Here is a 19,680-nt window from a genome sequence, read left to right as displayed (position 1 = left end):
AAAAACTTAATATTAATTATCCCCTTTTTCTTTAGCTTTTTTTCTAATATCCATCAATTTAGCTAATTCTTCAATTGACTCATCATTTTCTCTCTTCTCGTTGATAGTATTTCTAAAACCTTCTTTCTCAGTATTTGCCTTCTGATATAATTCTTTTATATCACTTGAACTGTTAATTAGTAGTTTAACAAAATTATTATCAGACAAAAACTCATTTTTAATTATTAATCTAAAAACATCATTCTTTCCGTTTAGTAAATTATATTTTATAAAATACGGTAAGATTACTACAGCAATGCTTGATGCAAGTGAAATATTTGAATTTAAATACTGATCTCTAATATTCTTTAATGTGTTTATTATTGATAAAGCAGTGTTATTAGAATCGTAAACTTCAAGGGCTATCTTCAAATTTCCTTGAAGTATATTAGTAGTTAAGTTTTCTAAGATTTTCTTCTCGAAGATATCTAGTGAAATCTGCGTTAATGAATCTAAACTCAACTTTTGGAAATATTTGGAATGAATATTTGAATAATTATCAAAAACTTCTTTACAACCTTCTTCATCAAGATTTTTGAATTCTCCATTAAATTTTTCAATAAAATATTTTGAAATTTTTAAATCTTTATTAGTAAAACAATCAGTTATAAAATTATCATCTAACTCATTAATATCTAATTTTGATTTATCCAATTCCCATCTATTAAATTCCTCTAACAATGAAGAATCTGCAATTTTTAAACTTGATTTAATTATATGGTAATTTTTAATTAATTCTGTAATATTTGCACTCTTTGTAAAATTTGTTTTTACAAACATTTTAAGAATAATTTTTCGGAATAAGGGAGAACTACTAAAATCTTTGGCCTTAAGTAATAAAGCACCATAATCTACATAGTAAAGAATTAAAGAAGCTAATTTATCTACTTTATTCTCATCCTCTGAATTTAATATAGCTTCAAAATGAGAAGAATAAGAAGTGTTAAAGGCACTACCCTTTGCAATTCTCATCGCTATCAAATCATCAATTATTACTAATTTCGAAGAAACATTATTAACATATAAAGAGTAAACTTTTTGATCATCCAAAATCTCTTTTAAATCACCGCTCTTTTTTGCATTTTCTTTAATCTTAATTAATGTATCATTAATTGCTTGAAAATTATTCGCATTTGCAAAATTTTTTAAATTGCTTTTTAAATATTTGTTGTAATTATCTAAATTAAATTTTTTTGCTAAAACTTTTGTTTGCTTTAATTCAAGGATATTTTGAATATCCATTCCTGAAAGATGTGTATCTAACTCACTCTGCTTGCCATTTAATTTATAATTCGAGTAATTTTCACCTTTATCTTCAACCAATTTTAAAAATGCAACTGCATCAACCGATTTTTCATTTAACAAATCTAAAACGCGATTATTTCCTAATTCTTTTTCAATGGAATCAATCAATTTCGAATAATCTAAGATGTTTTCATCATTTATTAATTTTAAGTATCCTTTAAGTAGTCTATTTAAATAACTGTTATCTGGAATATTTTGTAATAATTTCAGTTGCCATACTTCAATTTTAAGTTTTTCAATATTTAAATTCGAAGCTGAAACTTTTTGATAAAATATTTTCCAAGCTTGATCTACATATAATTTTGAAAGATTTGTATCCTCCTCTAACTCTGCCAATGTTTTTATTGGATTTTCTAAAATCTCTATATCTGCTATTGCTGAGTTAAAAATATCATCAACAAATTCAGATTGGCAAATAATATTAAATTGCTCAACATCATTTTTAATGAGGGAATCTTTTAGCTCTTGAGTATAAACAAGTTCTAAAGCATTTTCTACATCAATATGGTAAATAATCGCTGTTAGTTGTTTTGAAAAATCATTATCGTTTTCATATAAAGATTTTAACCCTTTTAAATATTCAAGATTTGTAATTGCTTGAAGTGGAGCATTTAAAATTTCATGCTTTTTTAATACAAAAATTGCAATGTATCTTTCTTTAAAATTAGCATCTAATAATTTGACAGTTAGAATTTCATTGATAAATGAAATAATTTCTCTAGGTGTAATTCTTCTGTTTAAAAATTCATAAACTTGAATGACCAATTTTAATTCATCCTCATCGGCATTTACAAAAGCTTTTCTCCATTGTTCAGTAAAAAACTTTTTCCAATTTGACATAATTGGCAAGGTGATTCTAAAAATAATGTCAAATGTTTTATTTACATAGTCATCTCCAAATTTACTATCTATTCCATTTAATTCTTTAAAAGCATTTTGAACATGTTCCCGATCAAAAGGTATGATAACTTTTATATTAGAATATTTTTTTTCGGCAAAGAAAATATGAATGGAAGACCAAATGTTCAGTATGTGTTTTTTAGGTAACCTATCAAAATTATCAAATACTATTACTAGTTTTTTTTCTAAATCGTTATTAATATCTTCCATCCATTTCTGAAAATCCCTTACCGAAGGCTGATCTTCTGAAATGGTCTCAATTTTTGTTTCTTCTTTTTGTTTATTAGTGTATACTTGAAAAGTTTCTTCAGATGAACGTCGAAATGATTTCCAAAAACCTTTCTTATTACACCAATTATTAATCAAATTCCAGATATAGATCCCCAAAACAATAAAGATCGGAAAGACAACTAATACCAATTTCCAAAACCATGATTCTATTTCAAAAAAGTCTTTAAGGGAATCTTTAAAAACATTTACGGTTGGCACATAAATGATTGAAAACAGACTAAAAATAAAACCAACACTTAAATATGGTTGATTAATTGTTGTTGTCTCTTTTGACTTAGCTAATAAAATTTTTAAATTATTATCCCAAACTTTTTTATTGCCTTTCTTTAGTAAGTCATCTTCTTGTTTAATAAACTCTGTTAATTCAACCAAAATAGATTTTCTCTGTTCATCTTCCTGATGTCCCCAAACATCATAGACAAAAAATTTATGTGTGTTTTCAAGTTTTTTTTCTACTAATCTAATTAGATTACTTTTTCCAGAACCCCATTCACCATCTATACCAATAATTTTAAATTCAGGATCATTAATTATTTTCTCACTGATTACATCTGCAATCTTGTCTTGTGATTTGTTTTCAAATAAATCTTCGCCTAATGGTTGATTATTGAGGAAATTATATGTTTTTTTTAATTCAGCTGTAGATTTATCTGCCATACTATTTAGTTTTCCTATTTTTTTGATTATTTAGTACAAGTTAATTTAGTAAAGTTTCGTTTTTATATTTCCGTTATCCTAAGCAATCATCCCCTTAACAAAAACCTCAACAAACTCTTTCATTTTTGTAATAATTCGATCTCCAATTGCACGTGCTTGCAGAATACTTGGTCTATTGTCCAAACATTGAAAAACTTCATCTTTAATAGGTTCTCTTCCACTATAAATATAAGCATCTATTAAAGATTTAAATTGTAATTTATCTAAATGTTCTTCATCACATAGTTTCTCTAACGCTAAAACTTTTTGATCCTGCCAAAATTTTTCAAATTCATCTTCAATCGAATCTCCATCTTTAATATTAGGCATATTCTCATCAATGAATTTCTGAATTAACTCTCTTTTACTTCTTAATTGAATGTCTCCTCCCAATAAATCGATAATAACTTTTTTTGAGCGTACTGTAGTAGGAGTTTTAGCTCCTTTCAATTGAGCCAATAATTTCAAAATGTAAGCAACATTGATTTGATCTCTATGAATTAATTCTAATTCAAAATCGATATCGTCTAGTATTGAAGTTTTTTGTTTCTGATTGTCTTGTTTTACTTTTTCGTACAAGTCTAGATATTTGCTTTTGTAATCTTCAAATTCTTGCTCAGCAATCAGTAAATCTTCCCAATCAAAATCGGCATAAGATTGCAACACGTTCATAGCTCGCATCAATTTTCTGAAAGCTTGCACAAATTGTGCTTCGTCTTCTTCGCTTTCCAAATCAGCTACACTTTGATAAGTTGGTGTAATTTCTCTTAACAATTTTAATGCTTCATCAAACTTCTCTGCTATCTTTTCATAATCAGGCATCGTAACAACTTCTATTGCTTCTTTATTCGAAAATAAAGTAATTGCATCATCTGTTGCTTTTTTTAAGATTTCTGAAAGACAAAATGTTTCCTTGCGACTTCTGTTCCCCTAAAATTCTATTTGTTCTTGAATACGCTTGTATTAAGCCATGTTGTTTCAGGTTTTTATCGACATAAAGTGTATTCACTTTTTTGGCGTCAAAGCCAGTAAGCATCATATTGACAACAATTACAATGTCCAAGCGATCTTGCTCACTGTTGAAATTTTCTTTTTCACGATTTTTTAATCGCTTACTAATGTTTTGAAAATACTTTTCAAATGATGAACTGTCTTTGTTTGTAAAACTGGTACCGTACATTGTATTATAATGTCCAATATACTTTTCTAATTTATCTCTAGTATGACTCGATTGATAGGAAGTTCTCGGCTCTGCCAGAACATCAAAATCTACTTCATCAGAAGGGAGAAAATCTTGTGCTTCGTCTGAATCTTCATTGGTACCATATGTAAAAATAGTAGCAATACGCAAATCATGTTCTCCTGATTCTTTCTTCTGCTGAAAAAGATCGTAGTATTTAATCACATTGTCAATACTACTAACGGCCAAAAGTGCCGAATAATCCCTGCTAAAGGTTTTTGATTATGATAAGCAATAATATAATCAACGATTTTATTAATTCGTTTGTGGGAATCTAGAACTTCTTGCTTATCTATATCTTCAACTTCTATATCAATAAAAGTATTGCTCTTATTTTTGTATTTACCTACATATTCAATTCCAAAACGCAATACGTTTTGGTCTCTAATGGCATCTGTAATAACATATTTATGTAAACAGTTGCCGAACAAATCTTTGGTAGTTCGTTTTCCTAAATCATTTTTAGAAGCGTTTTCTGCAAATATGGGTGTTCCTGTAAAACCAATTAATTGACTTTTCTCAAAGAATTTTGTAATGCGTTCGTGGGTTTCTCCAAACTGAGAACGATGACATTCATCAAAAATAAAAACGATTTTCTTATGTCGTAAAGGCTCAATATTTCCTTTAAAACGTTCTGAAACTGCATTATTTAATTTCTGAATCGTAGTTAATACCAATTTTGTATTATCTGTTAATTGTCTGATTAGAGATTGTGTATTATCAGTAACATCAACACTGTCTTTTTTGAAAGCGTTGAATTCATTCATCGTTTGGTAATCTAGATCTTTTCTGTCAACTACAAAAACAACTTTATAAACGTCTGGCAATTCCATCAAAATTTGACTTGCCTTAAAAGAAGTTAAGGTTTTACCTGATCCTGTTGTATGCCAAATGTAGGCGTTGTCATTTGAATTTTTAACTTGGTGAATAATCGCTTCCGTGGCAAAATATTGATACGGTCGCAACACCATCATCACTTTATGAGTTTCGTTTATAACAATATAATGCGCTATCATTTTACCCAAATGAATTGGGTTTAAGAAAGCTGATGTAAAACTGCTTAACTTGGTAACATTCTTATTATTAACATCTGCCCAAAAGAAAGTTTGCTTGACCGATTGCAATTTGTTGTTGGCTAAATATTTGGTGTTAACACCATTGCTAATTACAAACAATTGCACGTATTGAAACAACCCATAATTGCTCCAAAAAGAGTGCATTTGGTAGCGATTGATTTGGTTGAAAGCTTCTTTGATTTCGATACCGGAACGTTTCAATTCTATTTGCACCAAAGGTAAACCGTTGACTAATAACGTTACATCAAAACGATTTTTATAACTTCCTTCTAAACTTATTTGATTGCTAACCTGATATAAATTTTGACTCGAATCTTCTGTATTAAAAAACCGAACATAAAACGAAGTACCATCTTCTTTGGTCAATTGAAAACGATCACGAAGCGTTTTGGCTTTTTCAAAAACATTTCCTTTAGCTAAATGATTCAAAATTGCATCAAACTCTTTTGTAGTAAAAGTAGTTTCATTAAATACTTCTAATTGATTTTTTAAATTAGAAACCAAAGCATCTCCATCTTGAATTTTTACAGATGAATATTTTAAATCAAGCAATTGCTTGATTAAGTTGTTTTCTAAGACTGCTTCAGATTGATGGCTCATTTAATTTTCAGTTTTTACCCTTCTTTCAAAATACTTTAATTCAAATTCAGCAATAGTTGGAAATTCATTATTTTTTTCTCTTACAAAATCTATAATCCTCATATAATCAATGGAATCTTCAAAGCGAGTCCAGGAAACAATCGGTCTGAAACCAATATTTTCTTGGATTCTTCTATCAACTGGAAAATGTGGTGGTTCGCTAATTTTATTATGACACCATAAATACTTTAAATAGAGATTCAATATTTTTTGGCTTACTCCAAAATTTAACTTTCCACTCTGGAGAATATCCTTAAATTGTATTGTAAATTCACCTAAATTAAGAATGTTTTCAATGTGAATTTCATCACTTACTTTATTTTCATAATAATGTTTTATCAATGAATTCTCAATAAACTCTCTTGTTTTTATTTTGAAATCACTTTTCTGTTTATCAGAAACATTTTCTTTATATACATTCGCTCGCTGGAAAGCACCACCAAATGTTAATGTCCAAAATTCGTTATTTAAAAATTTATCCCTCATACAAACATTTGCTGTAACAACCCTTTTTTAAATTTTTGTGTTTGGGTAATTTGTTTATTGGTACTTGCTATTTTTGTATCGATACTTGATAAAAAATTGGCTATTTTTTGTTGTTCTTCAATAGAAGGTAATTCAATTTCCATTTTTTTCATATCAGAACCATAAAGATGATAAACAGTTGAACCAGATACTAATTTCATTACTTTTTGACGGTTGTTCGTTACATAATACGAAAAAAAGATACCATCAAAAAACTTTGCTTTTTGCCGAATGACCAGCACATCTCCGCCAATAATTATATTATTTTCATTAATGCAACTTGCAGTAGCTAAACCATTTGGAGTTACATCTGAAGTAGGCATTAATACATCATTTTTAGATGATAAAAATGGTTTGTCATAAATATTAGTGCTACTAATTATATTAGAAATCGATTCTTTATATTTAGTAAATAATTCCCCATAATGTAAGCATTTATATTTGCCTTTTTCAACAATATTAATTTTAGGCAATCCTTTTCCTTTGTAAAAATCAGCAACCTCTCCCAACTTCTTCTCCTCCCACTCCGGATATTCCTCACCGTTTTCATCTTTAAACCTCAATTTACCTGAAAACAATTGTTGCATTACGCCTTTTTTATATTGTTCTAACAATTCTTTTTTGCGTGAAAGTTGCTGTATTTTTTCATCGACAGCCCTTAAAAAAGAAGCTATTTTTTGTTGTTCCGGAAATGAAGGTACCGTTATTTTTAATTTTTTAAAATAAGGCAAACCGATTGTTTTTATAGTGTTCCCAATTGCAATCCTTTCAAATTCAGGCTTTAATATTTGCAAAACATTATATAAAAACCAATTACAGGAGAAATTTTCTTTTGTAATCCATACAAGAAAATGCTGGCTTACTGCCATAGCATGTTTCATTATAGCACTTTTTCCAACACCTGCATCTCTTGATAATAAAACTGTGCCTGGTGGATGTAATACTGCTGAAGAATTATCAAGTCCTAATTGAGTTATTTTTGTGTTTGTAGATTCAATGTAACCATTATCAAGTTTTTTTGAATCTGCTAATGAAATCCAATTAATATCTCCGCTGTAATATTCAGGATGACTTTTATTAGGTGTGTGCCCAGAGCCTCTTTTCGCAAAATCTTCCAGTAAAATTTCCTTCCATTCATCATTATCAAACTCCTGAAACCTTAATTTCGGAACAAGTAGTTTCTTCTTTTCTAGACCTAAAGTTACTGTACTCATTAAAATGGTGTTTCAATTCCTAACTCATCACAAAAATCAGCAATAGTTTTATTGGTACTTTTACCAAGTAATGCCAATTCCCGCAATTCGTTTGTGATGTTTTTTAGATCTATTGTATCTTCTTCTTCACACGTGTCAACATAACGAGGAATATTTAGATTATAATCATTAATATCTAGCTCACTTAAAAGCGCAACATAGCTATATTTGTTTTCAGACTTACGGTTTTTATACGCATTAATAATTTTGTTAATATTATCACTTCGCAATACGTTTTGATTTTTTACCTTTTCGAAATCCTGACTGGCATCAATAAACAAAACATTATTTGGGTTTTCTCTTTTTTTCTTTAAAACCAAAATACAAGTCGGAATACTAGTTCCGTAAAAAATATTCGCTGGTAAACCTATTACAGCATCCAGATAATTTTTTTCTTTTATCAAATATTCACGTATATGTCCTTCGGCGCCACCACGAAATAAAACTCCATGAGGGAGAACAATAGCCATCGTACCGTTATCATCCAACTGATGAACCATGTGTTGTACAAAAGCAAAATCGGCTTTACTGCTTGGTGCCAATTTTCCATAAGCAGAAAAGCGTTCGTCATTCATAAATAAAGGACTTGCACTCCAATTAGCAGAAAATGGAGGATTGGCAACAATCGCTTCAAAACGCATGTCGTAATGTTGAGGGCGTTCTAAAGTATCTTCGTTTTTAATATCAAAACGTTTGTAATGCACATCGTGCATTATCATGTTCATACGACATAAGTTGTACGTCGTCGGGTTCATCTCTTGTCCGTAAAAAGCGTTAACCGTTTTTACTTCTTTAGCTACACGCAATAACAAGGAACCAGAACCACAAGTTGGGTCATAAACACTTTTAAGCTTGTTTTTACCAACCGTTACCAATTGTGCTAAAATACTGCTTACTTGTTGTGGCGTATAAAATTCGCCAGCTTTTTTTCCAGCTCCACTGGCAAATTTTCCAATTAAATATTCGTAGGCATCTCCTAGAACATCGCTGTCTACATTTTCTAAATCAAAATCAATTTCATCTAAATGCACAAGCACTTTTACGATCAATTCATTTTTATCTGATTCAGATTTTCCTAGTTTATGAGAAGTTAAATCTAAGTCAGAAAATAAATTTCCAAAATCTTCTTCACTTTCAGAGCCCATCGTACTTTGCTCAATATGAGTCAATACTTTGGCTAAATCTCCAAGAATAAAATTATTTTTTCCTCCTGCGTTTCCTCTTCTTGCTAATTCAGAAAATAATTCAGATGGTTCTAAGAAAAAGCCAAGTTTGTCAATCGCTAATGATTTTAATTCCTGCATTAATAGAGCTTCATTTGGATGTCCTTCAATTTCCTGAAAAGTCAGTCCATCTGGTTTCAGAATTTCATTAGCATACAAATCCATTTTTTGTACTCAAATATTTGTAGAAAATAAAACCTAATATGTAATCTCTGAAATCATCGGCATCCATTTTTCCACGAAGGGTGTTAGCGATATTCCAGAGTTGTTGTTCTAATTTTTGTTTTTGTTCAGTCGCCATTAAGCAATTATTATTTTGAATTTATTATGAGTGCTAAAGTAATCAATTATATATTGAAGCGTAAAAAGGAAAACCGTAAAGTGATTAAAAATATATTAAACTCATCTTATTATATAAAGAAGGATGTAAATTCACAATCATAAGCTGTTTACTATCAACTTTAATTTATAAATCTTTTTTGTGTTTGAGGTTTCGATGTCACACCAAAAAAAACGAAGATAAAATTAAGAGGTAATATATTCTTTTGATTTTTAAATTCCTCTTCGTAACCTTCTTTTTTTTCTTTGTTTAAGTTGTTTTGGTACAAAATCGATAGTATTTTCACTACGTAGTAATATTTGAATTGGGTTAGTTTTTAAGTACTCATTCGACTCCAAATTTTGGTTATTTTCAGAAGAAAATGAAAATGATTTCTTTTGATGTTTTTCATAATAAGAAATACTTGGTTCGCATCTTTCCAAAATTCCCTTTGCGCTATACTGTTTTCCCAAACTGCTTCCATTGAATACAGAATGAGTTTTATGATCGACGTAAGTTATTCCATAAAGCTGTCCATCCTTGCTTTTTCTTAAAGCCACATGGATACCTTCGCTTTTCAGTCTGTCAGCTAACTTTTCAGGAGATTTAATCGTTTCATGTATAAAGGTCTCTCTTATAATATTTCTTACATGGTTTTTATGTGTTTCTTTTTTTACATCATTAATCTTAAACCTTTCTTCTAAAAATTTCAAAGTCGGCTTAATGTAAAAATCACTTGCCTTGATTGGCACTCCAACTGGTTTTGAATTCTGGTCAAGTATCTTGTAAAGAAGTCCGTTTTTTTTAAAAACTCTAGATTCTTCAGTTCCTCTGTCAGCATGAACATTATAGAGGTTTAACACGGCATTTAGTTCTGGCAGGCTTGAATATTTATAGTCAAACAAAACCTTGTTTAAAACTGAATTGATCGCCTTTCTAGACTCTGCTTTTCCGTATTGGATTCTGCCGACATTTATTGTTTTTAAAGAGAAATTTTCTTTCTGTTTTCTTCCTTCTGCTTTTACCAGCCCGAAAAGCTCTTCAATTTCTTTTCTTGCAGGTTCTGATTTTTTAACTCCTATTAGATGCAGATCAATTCTTTTTCCGTCTCTCTGAATGTTATTTGTAATCAGATGCAGATGCGGATGCCCCGCATCGTGGTGTTGATAGACTAAATAAGGCTGTTTTCCAAAACCTATCTTCTCCATATAAGCGTCTGCAATTTCAATCAGCTTTTCTTTGGAATGATTTTCCGATGGGTCAAAATTAAGCGAGATATGAACGCTGTTTCGTTTTGTGTTTTCATTAAGCGAAGACAGTTTTATAAAACGGTTCAGTTTTTGGTTAAAGCTTAATTTCTCTAATTGCAGGGGATAATTTACAGCACTAATACATTCAGCCACTCCTTCCTTAACTTTGTTTTCGTTATAGTTCAGAATGCTGTTTATTGAACGGCTTGTTTTTATCACTGCAACCATCGCTCAGATATTTTCTGGGTATGGCTTGTAACTTCTTCCATTTTTTCAAAAAGCTTTTTTCTCTGCACTTCAAAAAGATAAAGATGTCCCTTAAAATCTGGAATCATTTTCAGCGTATTTATTTTTCTGGCAATCTGGTTGATGTTGTTTCCAATTGAACGGAGCTCTGAAGAAAGCACGACGGTTTCTTCCATAAGCTCGTCTAATGACTGGTTGCGGTATGTGCTTGTGATTGGTCTGTCAAATAAGTGTTTTCGAATAAAATCACTTAGCTTTCTGCAGGTGCTTGTCTTGAACTGGTTTTCAATTTTTGCATACTCTTTCTCTGTCAGGCGCAGGGTTATCCTGCGTGATCTGTTTGAATTTTCTTTTTCCATCATTTTTTCCTTTTCATCGTTTTCAAACTCTTTTCTTTTAAGTTTCTCCACCGCCGAGTTCCGAGGCAAATAGGTGGCAAGATAGGCGGTTGTCAGACAACCGTACATCTTGCCGTTAGCTTTGAGGCTGATTTCAATTTTATTGCTCTTTTTTTTCTTTGTAAAGTTTTAAGAGATTGTTCACTACATCTCTACTTACTAAGCTTGAAAGAAGAAACTAGAAGTATAGATTAGTTTTCATTCAAAACGGCTAAAAAGGGCGACCAAGATAGCGCCAGCGGTCTGCTGCATGCGCATAACAGACTCCAGTTCCTTTCGTCAGCCCTTCGGGACTTATAGCACTCCGCATCCTTTAACTGGTGCTTGATCTGTGCTTTCTTTTTTTTCGTTTTTTCTTTTGAAAACAATTTTTTTTAAAGGGGCGGAGCGGGAGTAAGGGGAGCAACGGATCAATCGTTACTGAATATTTTTATGTGTTTGATAAACTATTTATAGGTATCGATAGGTGTTTAATTATTTATTCATTTTTAAATTTTAAGGTTATGGAAATTACAGGAAGAGTTACAGCAGATGCGGTAGTGCGCAAAGTGGGAGAAAAAGAAGTTTTGAGTTTCAGCATAGCGGTTAATGACCGTTATAAGACAGCAGGAGATTCAGAATTTAAACAGGTGACGACTTTTATTAACTGCTCCTATTGGATTACTGTGAAAGCGGGGCAGTGGATTAAAAAAGGGGCGGTGGTGCTTCTAAATGGAAGACTTGGTATGCATGTGTATATCAACAGTGAAGGCAATCCGATCGGCGACATTGATTTTCATGTTAATGTAATTAATATTCTTGCTTTTGCAAAAAGAAGCAGTGATAAAGCACATGTTGATGCTGATTCTGATTCTGATGAAAGCGCGGTTAAAGTGCAGAAGGGAAACAGCAGAACTGCTGTTAAGAAGGGAAATAATAAGGCTGGAGAAGAAGTGCCTTTTTAATGGATGTTTAACTTAAAAATCAGAAATCATGGCACATCATATTTATTTTAATGATCAGACAGGGAGACACAGTTTTTTCAGCGTGAAGGAAAAACCATGGCACAATCTTGGGCAGTTAGTGGAAGAGTACCCGACAAGCGCCGAAGCAATAGCGCATGCAGGATTGAATTTTGAAGTGGAGAAAAGAAGGCTTTTTACGCCTTCTGCTCCAATTGTAACGCAGGACTTTATTACTGCAGGGAGGCTTGATATACCAGATTACTGCAGTACGGTACGCACTGATAATGATACGGTGCTGGGTGTGGTGGGAAAAGATTACCATATCGTGCAGAACAGGGATGCTTTTTCTTTTTTTGACAGCATAGTGGGCGGTGACGGGATTTTATACGAAACCGCTGGTGCTTTAGGGAACGGCGAAAAAATCTTTATCACAGCAAAACTGCCTGACTATATCCGCGTAGGAAAGGATGATCTGATTGAAAAGTATCTTTTCCTTACCACCTCACATGACGGAAGCGGGAGCATTACGGCGACTTTTACGCCGATTAGAATTGTATGCGCCAACACACTTAACGCTGCTATGCAGTCGAAAACCAATACGGTGCGTATTCGCCATACTTCCAATGCAAAAGACAGGTTGGAGCAGGCGCATAAAGTAATGGGTATTTGTGATACAATGGCTGGCAGTATTGAAGCGGTTTTTAATTACTGGACAAGAACCCGAATAGCAGATAAAGAAGTTAAAAAACTTATCCAGTATGCGATGGCACCCAGCAGGGAAGTATTGAAAAAACTGCAAGAAGGGAGAAACGAGGAATTATCGGCTTGCTTTAATAATATGGTAGATAATGCTTTTGAATATTCTATGAGCCATCCCACACAGCAGACAGTTACGACAAAAGGGACTGTCTTTGGTGCTTATAATGCCGTGACGGGATATTTTCAGAATGTAAGGAAATATAAAGATGATGAGGCAAAACTATCTTCCATCCTTATGGGCGGAACTGCTCAGTCGCGCGGACAGGCGAGCATTTAATTTATGTCTTGATTTTGCTGTTAAAGGGTTTAGTTCTTACGTAGTGCAGAATTGAATTTACTTTTTTTAGATTTAATACAGGCAGTTTAACTGCCTGTGTTTTTTTATGCCGGATGCGTCGCAAATCTTGCGATTTACAGCGCGTTTTTACTTTAAGAGATATTTAGTGCATTATATCTGTTTTGGAAGAATTTTTATCGAATTTGGATAAGTTTTATCTGAAAGTGCTGGTTTACATTTGTTTATGCTTTTTTATTTATAAGAAAGTTAATCAATTTCATAAAGTAAACATTGTATTATGAAGATTAAAATCCCACGTAAAGAATTATTTGTCGAAATCAGCTGTATTCTTTTTATTTCACTGTTTGTTTACGCAGTATTGCGACTAAAATGCTGGACTTTGAAAACTTTAAAATTCAACTTGGTCAGTCACCGTTATTGAGTGCGTTTGCAGGTTGGGCGACCATCATAGTTCCTGCTGTAGAACTGTTTACGGCGACTTTATTGATAACTTCAAAATACAGATTGGCCGGGCTATATAGTTCATTTATTCTTATGGTGATGTTTACATCTTATATTTTTATCATACTTAATTTCAGCTCTTTCGTGCCCTGCTCCTGTGGAGGCATACTTGAAAAAATGGGATGGAAAACGCATTTTATTTTTAATATGTTTTTTGTTGTTTTGGGAGGTATTGCAGTAGTTTTTCAGGGTAATTTACAGCAGTCAAAAAAAGTTATAAATGCAGGAACAGGGATAGGTTTTTCACTGCTGTTGGGAATTGTTTTTGTACTTGTTTTATTTTTATGTTCTGACGAAATCATGCGGCACAGCAATCCTTTTCTGAGGAGATACCACAAACGAGCAATCTTGTACAGAAGGGCGCTGGATTTAAAATATAATTCGTATTATTTTGCTGGTTACCGCGACGACCTGCTGTACTTGGGAAATTATACAGTTCCTCTGCAGATTTCTGCCGTGGATACATCTGCCGGATCAATCAAAACTTATAAAGTAGATTTTAAGGACAGATCCGTGCCATTTAGGTCTGTTAGAAATACAGTGCAGGGAAACTATTTTTATATGGCAGACGGAACGGTGCCCTGTGTTTTCTATGGAAGAGTAGCTGATTGGATGATTACTAAACGTTTTGACTCCGTTCCCCGCTTTACCATTTTTCGACCAGTGGATACAGCATCCTTTATTCTAAGAAACAACAGCGGAAAGGCTTCAGCGCATATTCTTGGTATATACAGAAATCAGGATGCTGTGAAAATGACGTATCTTTGCAGATTTGCTGCAGATGCAGTCTAATGGTATTTTCGATACAGACGGCATGCTTAGTTACGATGCTTATAACCAAAGAATGGCTTATGTATACTATTACCGTAACGAGTTTTTTACGGCCGATTGGGATACAGGACAACTGAAAAGAGGAAATACAATAGACACAGTTTCGAAAGCTAAAATTAAAGTTGCTACCCTTAATAACGGCAATAGACAAAAAATGGTCAGCTCCTCCAGCTGCTGGTTAATGCACAAAGCATGTTGCGGAACAATCTTCTTTTTATAGAATCCAGAATTAAAGGTAAGAATGAAGATATGGCAATGTGGAAGCATGCTTCTGTAATTGATGTTTATGACATTGAAAAGAATGCCTATATTTTAAGTTTTCCTGTATTTGGCATTAATGAAGACAAACCAAGATCTTTTTATGTTACAGATACTCATTTCTATGTAATGGTCGGAAATAAACTTATAATTTACAGTCTGCAGGGTATTTTAAAAGAAAAAATAAAACAAAACCACTAACTAAGATATACCGGCGCCGGTATCAGGACAGAGATCGAAAACCTGTAGAAAAAAGTAGATCAAGTTAACCTTAATACTTATTTATTATGAAAACTAATTTTTTTAAAACCACGCCCCTTGCACTTGCCGCAGTTTTAGGTCTTTCAGGTGCATTTTTAACAACTTCTATGCAGAGTGCGGCCAAAGATGACGCGTACAAGCAGGGATGGATTGACAGTGATTTGCAACCTTGTGACGTCCCTGTGGACTGTCAGACTGATGCCAACGGGTTCATTTGTGAAGCTGACGGGCAGACTGCACATGGAAAGGATAATAACTGTTTAGAAACTTTATACAGATATATTCCTTAAATGTTTTTAGATTTAAATGAAGAGCAGTTCCACAATGGAACTGCTCTGTTGTTTTACGCATTTTCTTTGGCGTCAGTCGCCGATCCAAGGAGCTGCGTTTTTATTTTTTAAATAATATTCAAACCATTCATGAATATGCCTGCTCAGATCTTTTTGGTTCGAACGCTGAATAATGATATGTTTTTCGTTTGGATACAAAAGCATCGTTCCTGTTTTGCCAAGCCTTCTGAGTGCCATGTAAAATTCTATACTCTGGTTCCAGTTGACATGCCAGTCCGCTTTTCCTGCCCAGATTAATATTGGGGTTTTGATTCTAGCGGCATGAGTTATGGGTGAATTTACGGTGTAAAGGGCAGGATTGTCAAACAGACTGGTGCCCATCCGCCACTGGTCGCTTTCAAATCGAGTCATATCAGATATATTTAAATCCCAGCCGATGTTAAGATAAAAGTCGCCAAGGTCAGAAACTCCGGCTCCAGATACTGCTGCGACAGAAAAGATCTGTCTGCGTTATAATGTAGTTGGACTCGTACGCGCCGAAGGAATGGCCAATCAGACCTATTTTATCAGGTAGTACAAGACCTCGCTCAATAACCTGCTTTACTGCTGAAATGGTGAAATCAAGTGCTTTTTCTCCCACCTTTCCAGTTTCTTGCTCAATGTCCGGACATAATACAAAGTACCCTTTTGAAGAAAATACTGCGGCATTATATCCTCCCGGCATGTAAAGAGTGGGAACAATAAAATGATTATAGCTGGATGACTGCTTTTCATAAATATGCACAATCATAGGATATTTTTTCCCTGCTTTGTAATCTGAAGGATAATAAAGTATTCCTTTAAAATTTTTTCCCTTTGAGTTGGTGAAAGTAACAAGTTCTGACGTGCCCCAATAATATTGCTTGCTGATTCGGGTTGCTTTTAAAAATAAACTGATTTGATGTGTTTTTTTCTTCGCTACAATACTTGGGGGCATCTCATAACGCCGCTGGCGGAAAAAAAACAATTTCTTTTCAGCTATATACTCAATTTTATCAATAAACTGGTCTTCATAAACAACAGGTGCGACTCCAGAGTTTCTGTTCCATAAATAAAATCCTGTTTTGCCGTCTTGGCCCTGTGCCTGAAGAATCAAGCCATCGCTTAAGTTAATCATATTGCTTTTAAATCCATCATAGTTACGCGTAAGAAGATCATAGCTCCCTTTCGAATTTATTCTGAATCTTATCTTCGGTTTTTCGCCGTCAGTCATTTTTTTGAAACTGTTTCCATCAGGTGTTATCAGCCATATGTCAAATTGATCATAAACAATTATATATTTTTCACCTTCACTCCAACCTGCAGTTCCATAGGCGGTGTTTTTGTTCTCATTTCTGCTTTTCATTGAAAAAGAACCATCGATACTTTTGGTTATATTAACATCCTTTTTCAGATATATATCATATATCCACCAGTTTTTATCTTTAAAGGATGCAATGTAGCGGCCGGATGGAGAAGGGATAAGATCGCCATAATAAACACTGTGCTTTTTGGAAAGGATTTCTGTTTTTCCGCTTTTAAGATTCATCAGATAAAAATCTGTTGATCCATTTTCTTCGAACTGTGGTTCATATTCTCGCGGATTAGAGAGAACGGCATAAGATTTATCACCATTCAGCATTACTTTGGGAAGTTGTGCAGAGGTAATCTGAACGACACTGCCATCAAATGGTCGCCAGACTGCCAGAGCAGACTTTTTGAGAAAATCGGCCTGCTGACTGTTCCAGAGGATGTATCCATTTATCATTTGTTTTCCATATTTCAACACTGTCCTTATTTTTTAATGCTTCGGCTTTCTTTGGTCGCAGGCTGAAGAAGACTCGTCGCAGATCAGGGGAAACCTCCAAAGGGTAAGTGAAATTTTTATCAAAAATTCTGCCCGAAGGAAAAGCCGGACTGCTGGATTTAAGTGCGTGCAGTCTTTTTGATTTCAGAATATATAAATAAAGGCAGGCATCTTTGGGATCTTTTTCAGAGAAACTGCAGAATGATACAGAACCACTCAGTTCATCCCATTTTAGACCGTTGAATGGTTGGTCACTGTCCTGAATCAACCACTTTAAAGGTGTAGTCGCTTTTAGAGTTACATAACCAATAGCATATTTTTTATTGTCAGCGGCGGACAGCAGTATCATCCGGCCGGATGGACTTAGTTCGAAGTCTGTTATTCTCTGGAATGTCTCTGTTTTGCTTGATTTTAAATCAAGCGTACGCAGGCTCTGTTGTTCTCTCAAAAGTATCGTAATGATATTGGATGCCGAGGCATATTCAATCTTTGTTTTTAAGGGGTAAACACTGCGTTCACCGCTTTCAAGATTTTGTATATAGCGCTGTTTGGAATCTTTACAGATTATAAAGCTGTTTCCTGCAAACAAAGGAAATGTGCCCTGCGGAAAATTATACGTTTTTAAGGTCGTAGTGTTTCTGACAAACAGTGTATCCACTCCATTGTCGTATGACATTCTATAGCTGATCCATTTTCCATCTGTTGAAGTCTTCTCGATCAGAAGCTCGCCAAATAATGCATAATCGGATTCGGACAGCTGTTTCTTCTGCATTGCCTGTCCCCAGAGAGGACAGGCTACTAACTGCAAAATAAATAATAAAACTAAAAGTGAATTTAGATTTATACTGTCTGCATTCTTTTCTGAATGCGTTCTAAAAAATAATAAATGACCTATCATAATATTAATAACCTTTATTCTGAGGTAACAGGTTTGGGTTAGCACTTAGTTCATTCTGCGGTATGGGAAATAAGGCATCTTCAGGATTCCATCCATTTTTAAAGGCAGAAAGCACAGCGTCAATTGTTCTGGTGCGCTTAAGATCAAAGAAACGATGGCCATGCTCCGTGAAAAGTTCCCATCTTCTTTCCTGCAGAGACAGCATCAAGAATTTCATCTTTTAAAACGGCATTAGTATCAGCCAAACCTGCACGTTTACGAATTTTGTTAAGGTCTTCTTTGGCACCTATAAAATCGCCAGCCTGGGCTCTTGCTTCCGCGCGGATTAAATACATCTCTGCTATGCGAAATACTTTAGAGTATTCCAGCGATGAAGCTGTGTTGTTAAATTCTTTGTATTTGTATGCAAAATACCACGTGCTGGAACCATTTGACACGGATCCGATCCAGCTTTTTTTTCTCTGGTCGCCAGCAGTAAATGAGTTGACAAATGCGGCGGACAATGCAGTTGCGACTGGAGGACCGCTGGATAGAATAAAAATAGAAGCTTCATCGGTGTTCTTTCCTGCAATAGAGGGTTGCAGTCGCCAGATGGTCTCTTTAGAATTTTTTAAAAATACGGAAGAGAGGCTACTTTCAAGTGTAAAGAGACCGTTTGCATTTAGAACTGCAGATGCGGCATTTGAAGCTTCATCCCACTGCATGTGATACAAATAGACTCTTGCCAGCATTGCCTTAACTGTCAGCTGATTTGGACGGATTCTATCCACGTTTTTATACTGTGCGTCAAGAAGCTCTGCGGCAGTTTCCAGATCTTTGATAATCAAAGGATATATTGCTTTTTCTGGCAATTTTTTTATGATGCTATTTTTTTTATAATCTGTTTCTGTGACATATGGGAGATCTCCAAAGAGATTTACCAGATAAAAGTGGATCATACCCCTTACAAACAGTGCTTCTCCTTGAAAGGTTTTTTTCTCCTGCTGGGTAAGACTGATACTTTTTTCTGTTCCTTCGATAACAGCATTGGCGACATAAATCTGATTATAAGCGTTGTTCCATAAATTGGTTACAGCAGTATTAGCGACTAGCGGCGTATTGTCATAAAAAGGAAGTACAGGATTAGTACCAGCGAGCATAAGAAGTAAGCTCATCACCGTAATGGCCCAGAAGATTAGATAATCCCAGAGAAGTACCGCTGATCATGCCGTTATCTCTCATTTTGATATAAATGTCGGCCATTGCGGCGTTGGCGACTTGATAATCATTAAAAACTGCTGTACTTGCCAGCTGGGATTCAGGCAGGTCGACATCAGCAAAAGAGTCGCATGATATAGCTGTAAAAACAATTATAACGTTAAATAGCAGAATCATATATTCCGCTGTGATCTTATTTAAGAATTTTGTTTTCATAA

The 19,680-nt window shown here is 33.8% G+C and carries 15 protein-coding genes and 3 pseudogenes; 6 read left to right on the top strand and 12 right to left on the bottom strand.

All coding sequences use genetic code 11. The features are described from left to right. Nucleotides 1–12 precede the first annotated feature (12 nt). The 7 genes and pseudogenes from ACZZ95_RS21535 to ACZZ95_RS21505 all read right to left on the bottom strand — a co-directional run bounded on the left by ACZZ95_RS21535 (nt 13) and on the right by ACZZ95_RS21505 (nt 11,364). Nucleotides 13–3,192, bottom strand: a complete 3,180-nt coding sequence (locus ACZZ95_RS21535; RefSeq protein ID WP_463470603.1) for a P-loop NTPase fold protein — start codon at nt 3,190–3,192, stop codon at nt 13–15. A 78-nt stretch (nt 3,193–3,270) separates the two neighbouring features. Beyond that, nucleotides 3,271–6,147, bottom strand: a pseudogene (locus tag ACZZ95_RS21530) (type I restriction endonuclease subunit R). Next, nucleotides 6,148–6,672, bottom strand: coding sequence for a hypothetical protein (locus ACZZ95_RS21525; RefSeq protein ID WP_463470602.1), 525 nt, complete (start codon nt 6,670–6,672; stop codon nt 6,148–6,150). Beyond that, complete coding sequence (locus ACZZ95_RS21520; RefSeq protein ID WP_463470601.1) at nt 6,669–7,925, bottom strand: restriction endonuclease subunit S; 1,257 nt, start codon at nt 7,923–7,925, stop codon at nt 6,669–6,671. Before ACZZ95_RS21520 ends, ACZZ95_RS21525 begins: the two co-directional genes overlap by 4 nt. Continuing rightward, nucleotides 7,925–9,488, bottom strand: a pseudogene (locus ACZZ95_RS21515) (type I restriction-modification system subunit M). The gene ACZZ95_RS21520 and the pseudogene ACZZ95_RS21515 overlap by 1 nt, the downstream one beginning before the upstream one ends. 251 nt (nt 9,489–9,739) lie before the next feature. Next, a complete protein-coding gene (locus tag ACZZ95_RS21510) occupies nt 9,740–10,984 on the bottom strand; it encodes a relaxase/mobilization nuclease domain-containing protein (RefSeq protein WP_463470600.1) in 1,245 nt (414 codons plus the stop codon). Continuing rightward, nucleotides 10,972–11,364, bottom strand: a complete 393-nt coding sequence (locus ACZZ95_RS21505; RefSeq protein ID WP_463470599.1) for a plasmid mobilization protein — start codon at nt 11,362–11,364, stop codon at nt 10,972–10,974. The genes ACZZ95_RS21510 and ACZZ95_RS21505 overlap by 13 nt, the downstream gene beginning before the upstream one ends. A gap of 539 nt (nt 11,365–11,903) precedes the next feature. On the opposite strand from ACZZ95_RS21505, the gene ACZZ95_RS21500 reads away from it, so the two are divergent. From ACZZ95_RS21500 to ACZZ95_RS21475, 6 genes and pseudogenes are all read left to right on the top strand, one after another. Further along, a complete protein-coding gene (locus tag ACZZ95_RS21500) occupies nt 11,904–12,344 on the top strand; it encodes a single-stranded DNA-binding protein (RefSeq protein WP_463470598.1) in 441 nt (146 codons plus the stop codon). 28 nt (nt 12,345–12,372) lie between these two features. After that, nucleotides 12,373–13,435 (top strand): annotated as a pseudogene (locus ACZZ95_RS21495) (DUF932 domain-containing protein). 269 nt (nt 13,436–13,704) lie between these two features. Next, nucleotides 13,705–14,694, top strand: coding sequence for a MauE/DoxX family redox-associated membrane protein (locus tag ACZZ95_RS21490; protein ID WP_463471736.1), 990 nt, complete (start codon nt 13,705–13,707; stop codon nt 14,692–14,694). Next, nucleotides 14,684–14,953 (top strand): hypothetical protein, encoded by a 270-nt coding sequence (locus tag ACZZ95_RS21485; RefSeq protein ID WP_463470597.1) that lies wholly within the window; start codon nt 14,684–14,686, stop codon nt 14,951–14,953. The genes ACZZ95_RS21490 and ACZZ95_RS21485 overlap by 11 nt, the downstream gene beginning before the upstream one ends. After that, nucleotides 14,926–15,192 carry a hypothetical protein gene (locus ACZZ95_RS21480; RefSeq protein ID WP_463470596.1) on the top strand — a complete coding sequence of 89 codons (267 nt, stop codon included), beginning with the start codon at nt 14,926–14,928 and terminating at the stop codon, nt 15,190–15,192. The genes ACZZ95_RS21485 and ACZZ95_RS21480 overlap by 28 nt, the downstream gene beginning before the upstream one ends. Before the next feature lie 86 nt (nt 15,193–15,278). Continuing rightward, nucleotides 15,279–15,542: a hypothetical protein gene (locus tag ACZZ95_RS21475; RefSeq protein WP_463470595.1), complete on the top strand. Its 264-nt coding sequence runs from the start codon at nt 15,279–15,281 to the stop codon at nt 15,540–15,542. A 72-nt stretch (nt 15,543–15,614) separates the two neighbouring features. On the opposite strand, the gene ACZZ95_RS21470 is transcribed toward ACZZ95_RS21475, so the two are convergent. The 5 genes from ACZZ95_RS21470 to ACZZ95_RS21450 all read right to left on the bottom strand — a co-directional run bounded on the left by ACZZ95_RS21470 (nt 15,615) and on the right by ACZZ95_RS21450 (nt 19,678). Continuing rightward, nucleotides 15,615–15,980 carry an alpha/beta hydrolase family protein gene (locus ACZZ95_RS21470; protein WP_463471735.1) on the bottom strand — a complete coding sequence of 122 codons (366 nt, stop codon included), beginning with the start codon at nt 15,978–15,980 and terminating at the stop codon, nt 15,615–15,617. A 22-nt stretch (nt 15,981–16,002) separates the two neighbouring features. Continuing rightward, entirely contained in the window at nt 16,003–17,328 is a 1,326-nt protein-coding gene (locus tag ACZZ95_RS21465; protein WP_463470594.1) for a S9 family peptidase, read from the bottom strand. Beyond that, a complete protein-coding gene (locus ACZZ95_RS21460; protein WP_463470593.1) occupies nt 17,246–18,265 on the bottom strand; it encodes a hypothetical protein in 1,020 nt (339 codons plus the stop codon). Before ACZZ95_RS21460 ends, ACZZ95_RS21465 begins: the two co-directional genes overlap by 83 nt. 143 nt (nt 18,266–18,408) lie before the next feature. Then, complete coding sequence (locus tag ACZZ95_RS21455; RefSeq protein ID WP_463470592.1) at nt 18,409–19,404, bottom strand: RagB/SusD family nutrient uptake outer membrane protein; 996 nt, start codon at nt 19,402–19,404, stop codon at nt 18,409–18,411. Further along, entirely contained in the window at nt 19,388–19,678 is a 291-nt protein-coding gene (locus tag ACZZ95_RS21450) for a hypothetical protein (protein ID WP_463470591.1), read from the bottom strand. Before ACZZ95_RS21450 ends, ACZZ95_RS21455 begins: the two co-directional genes overlap by 17 nt. Nucleotides 19,679–19,680: the final 2 nt, after the last annotated feature.

It is taken from the genome of Flavobacterium sp. AC267 (genome assembly GCF_979258715.1).
Note: the sequence above shows the minus strand (reverse complement) of the source record. Positions and strands in the feature narration are given on the sequence as shown.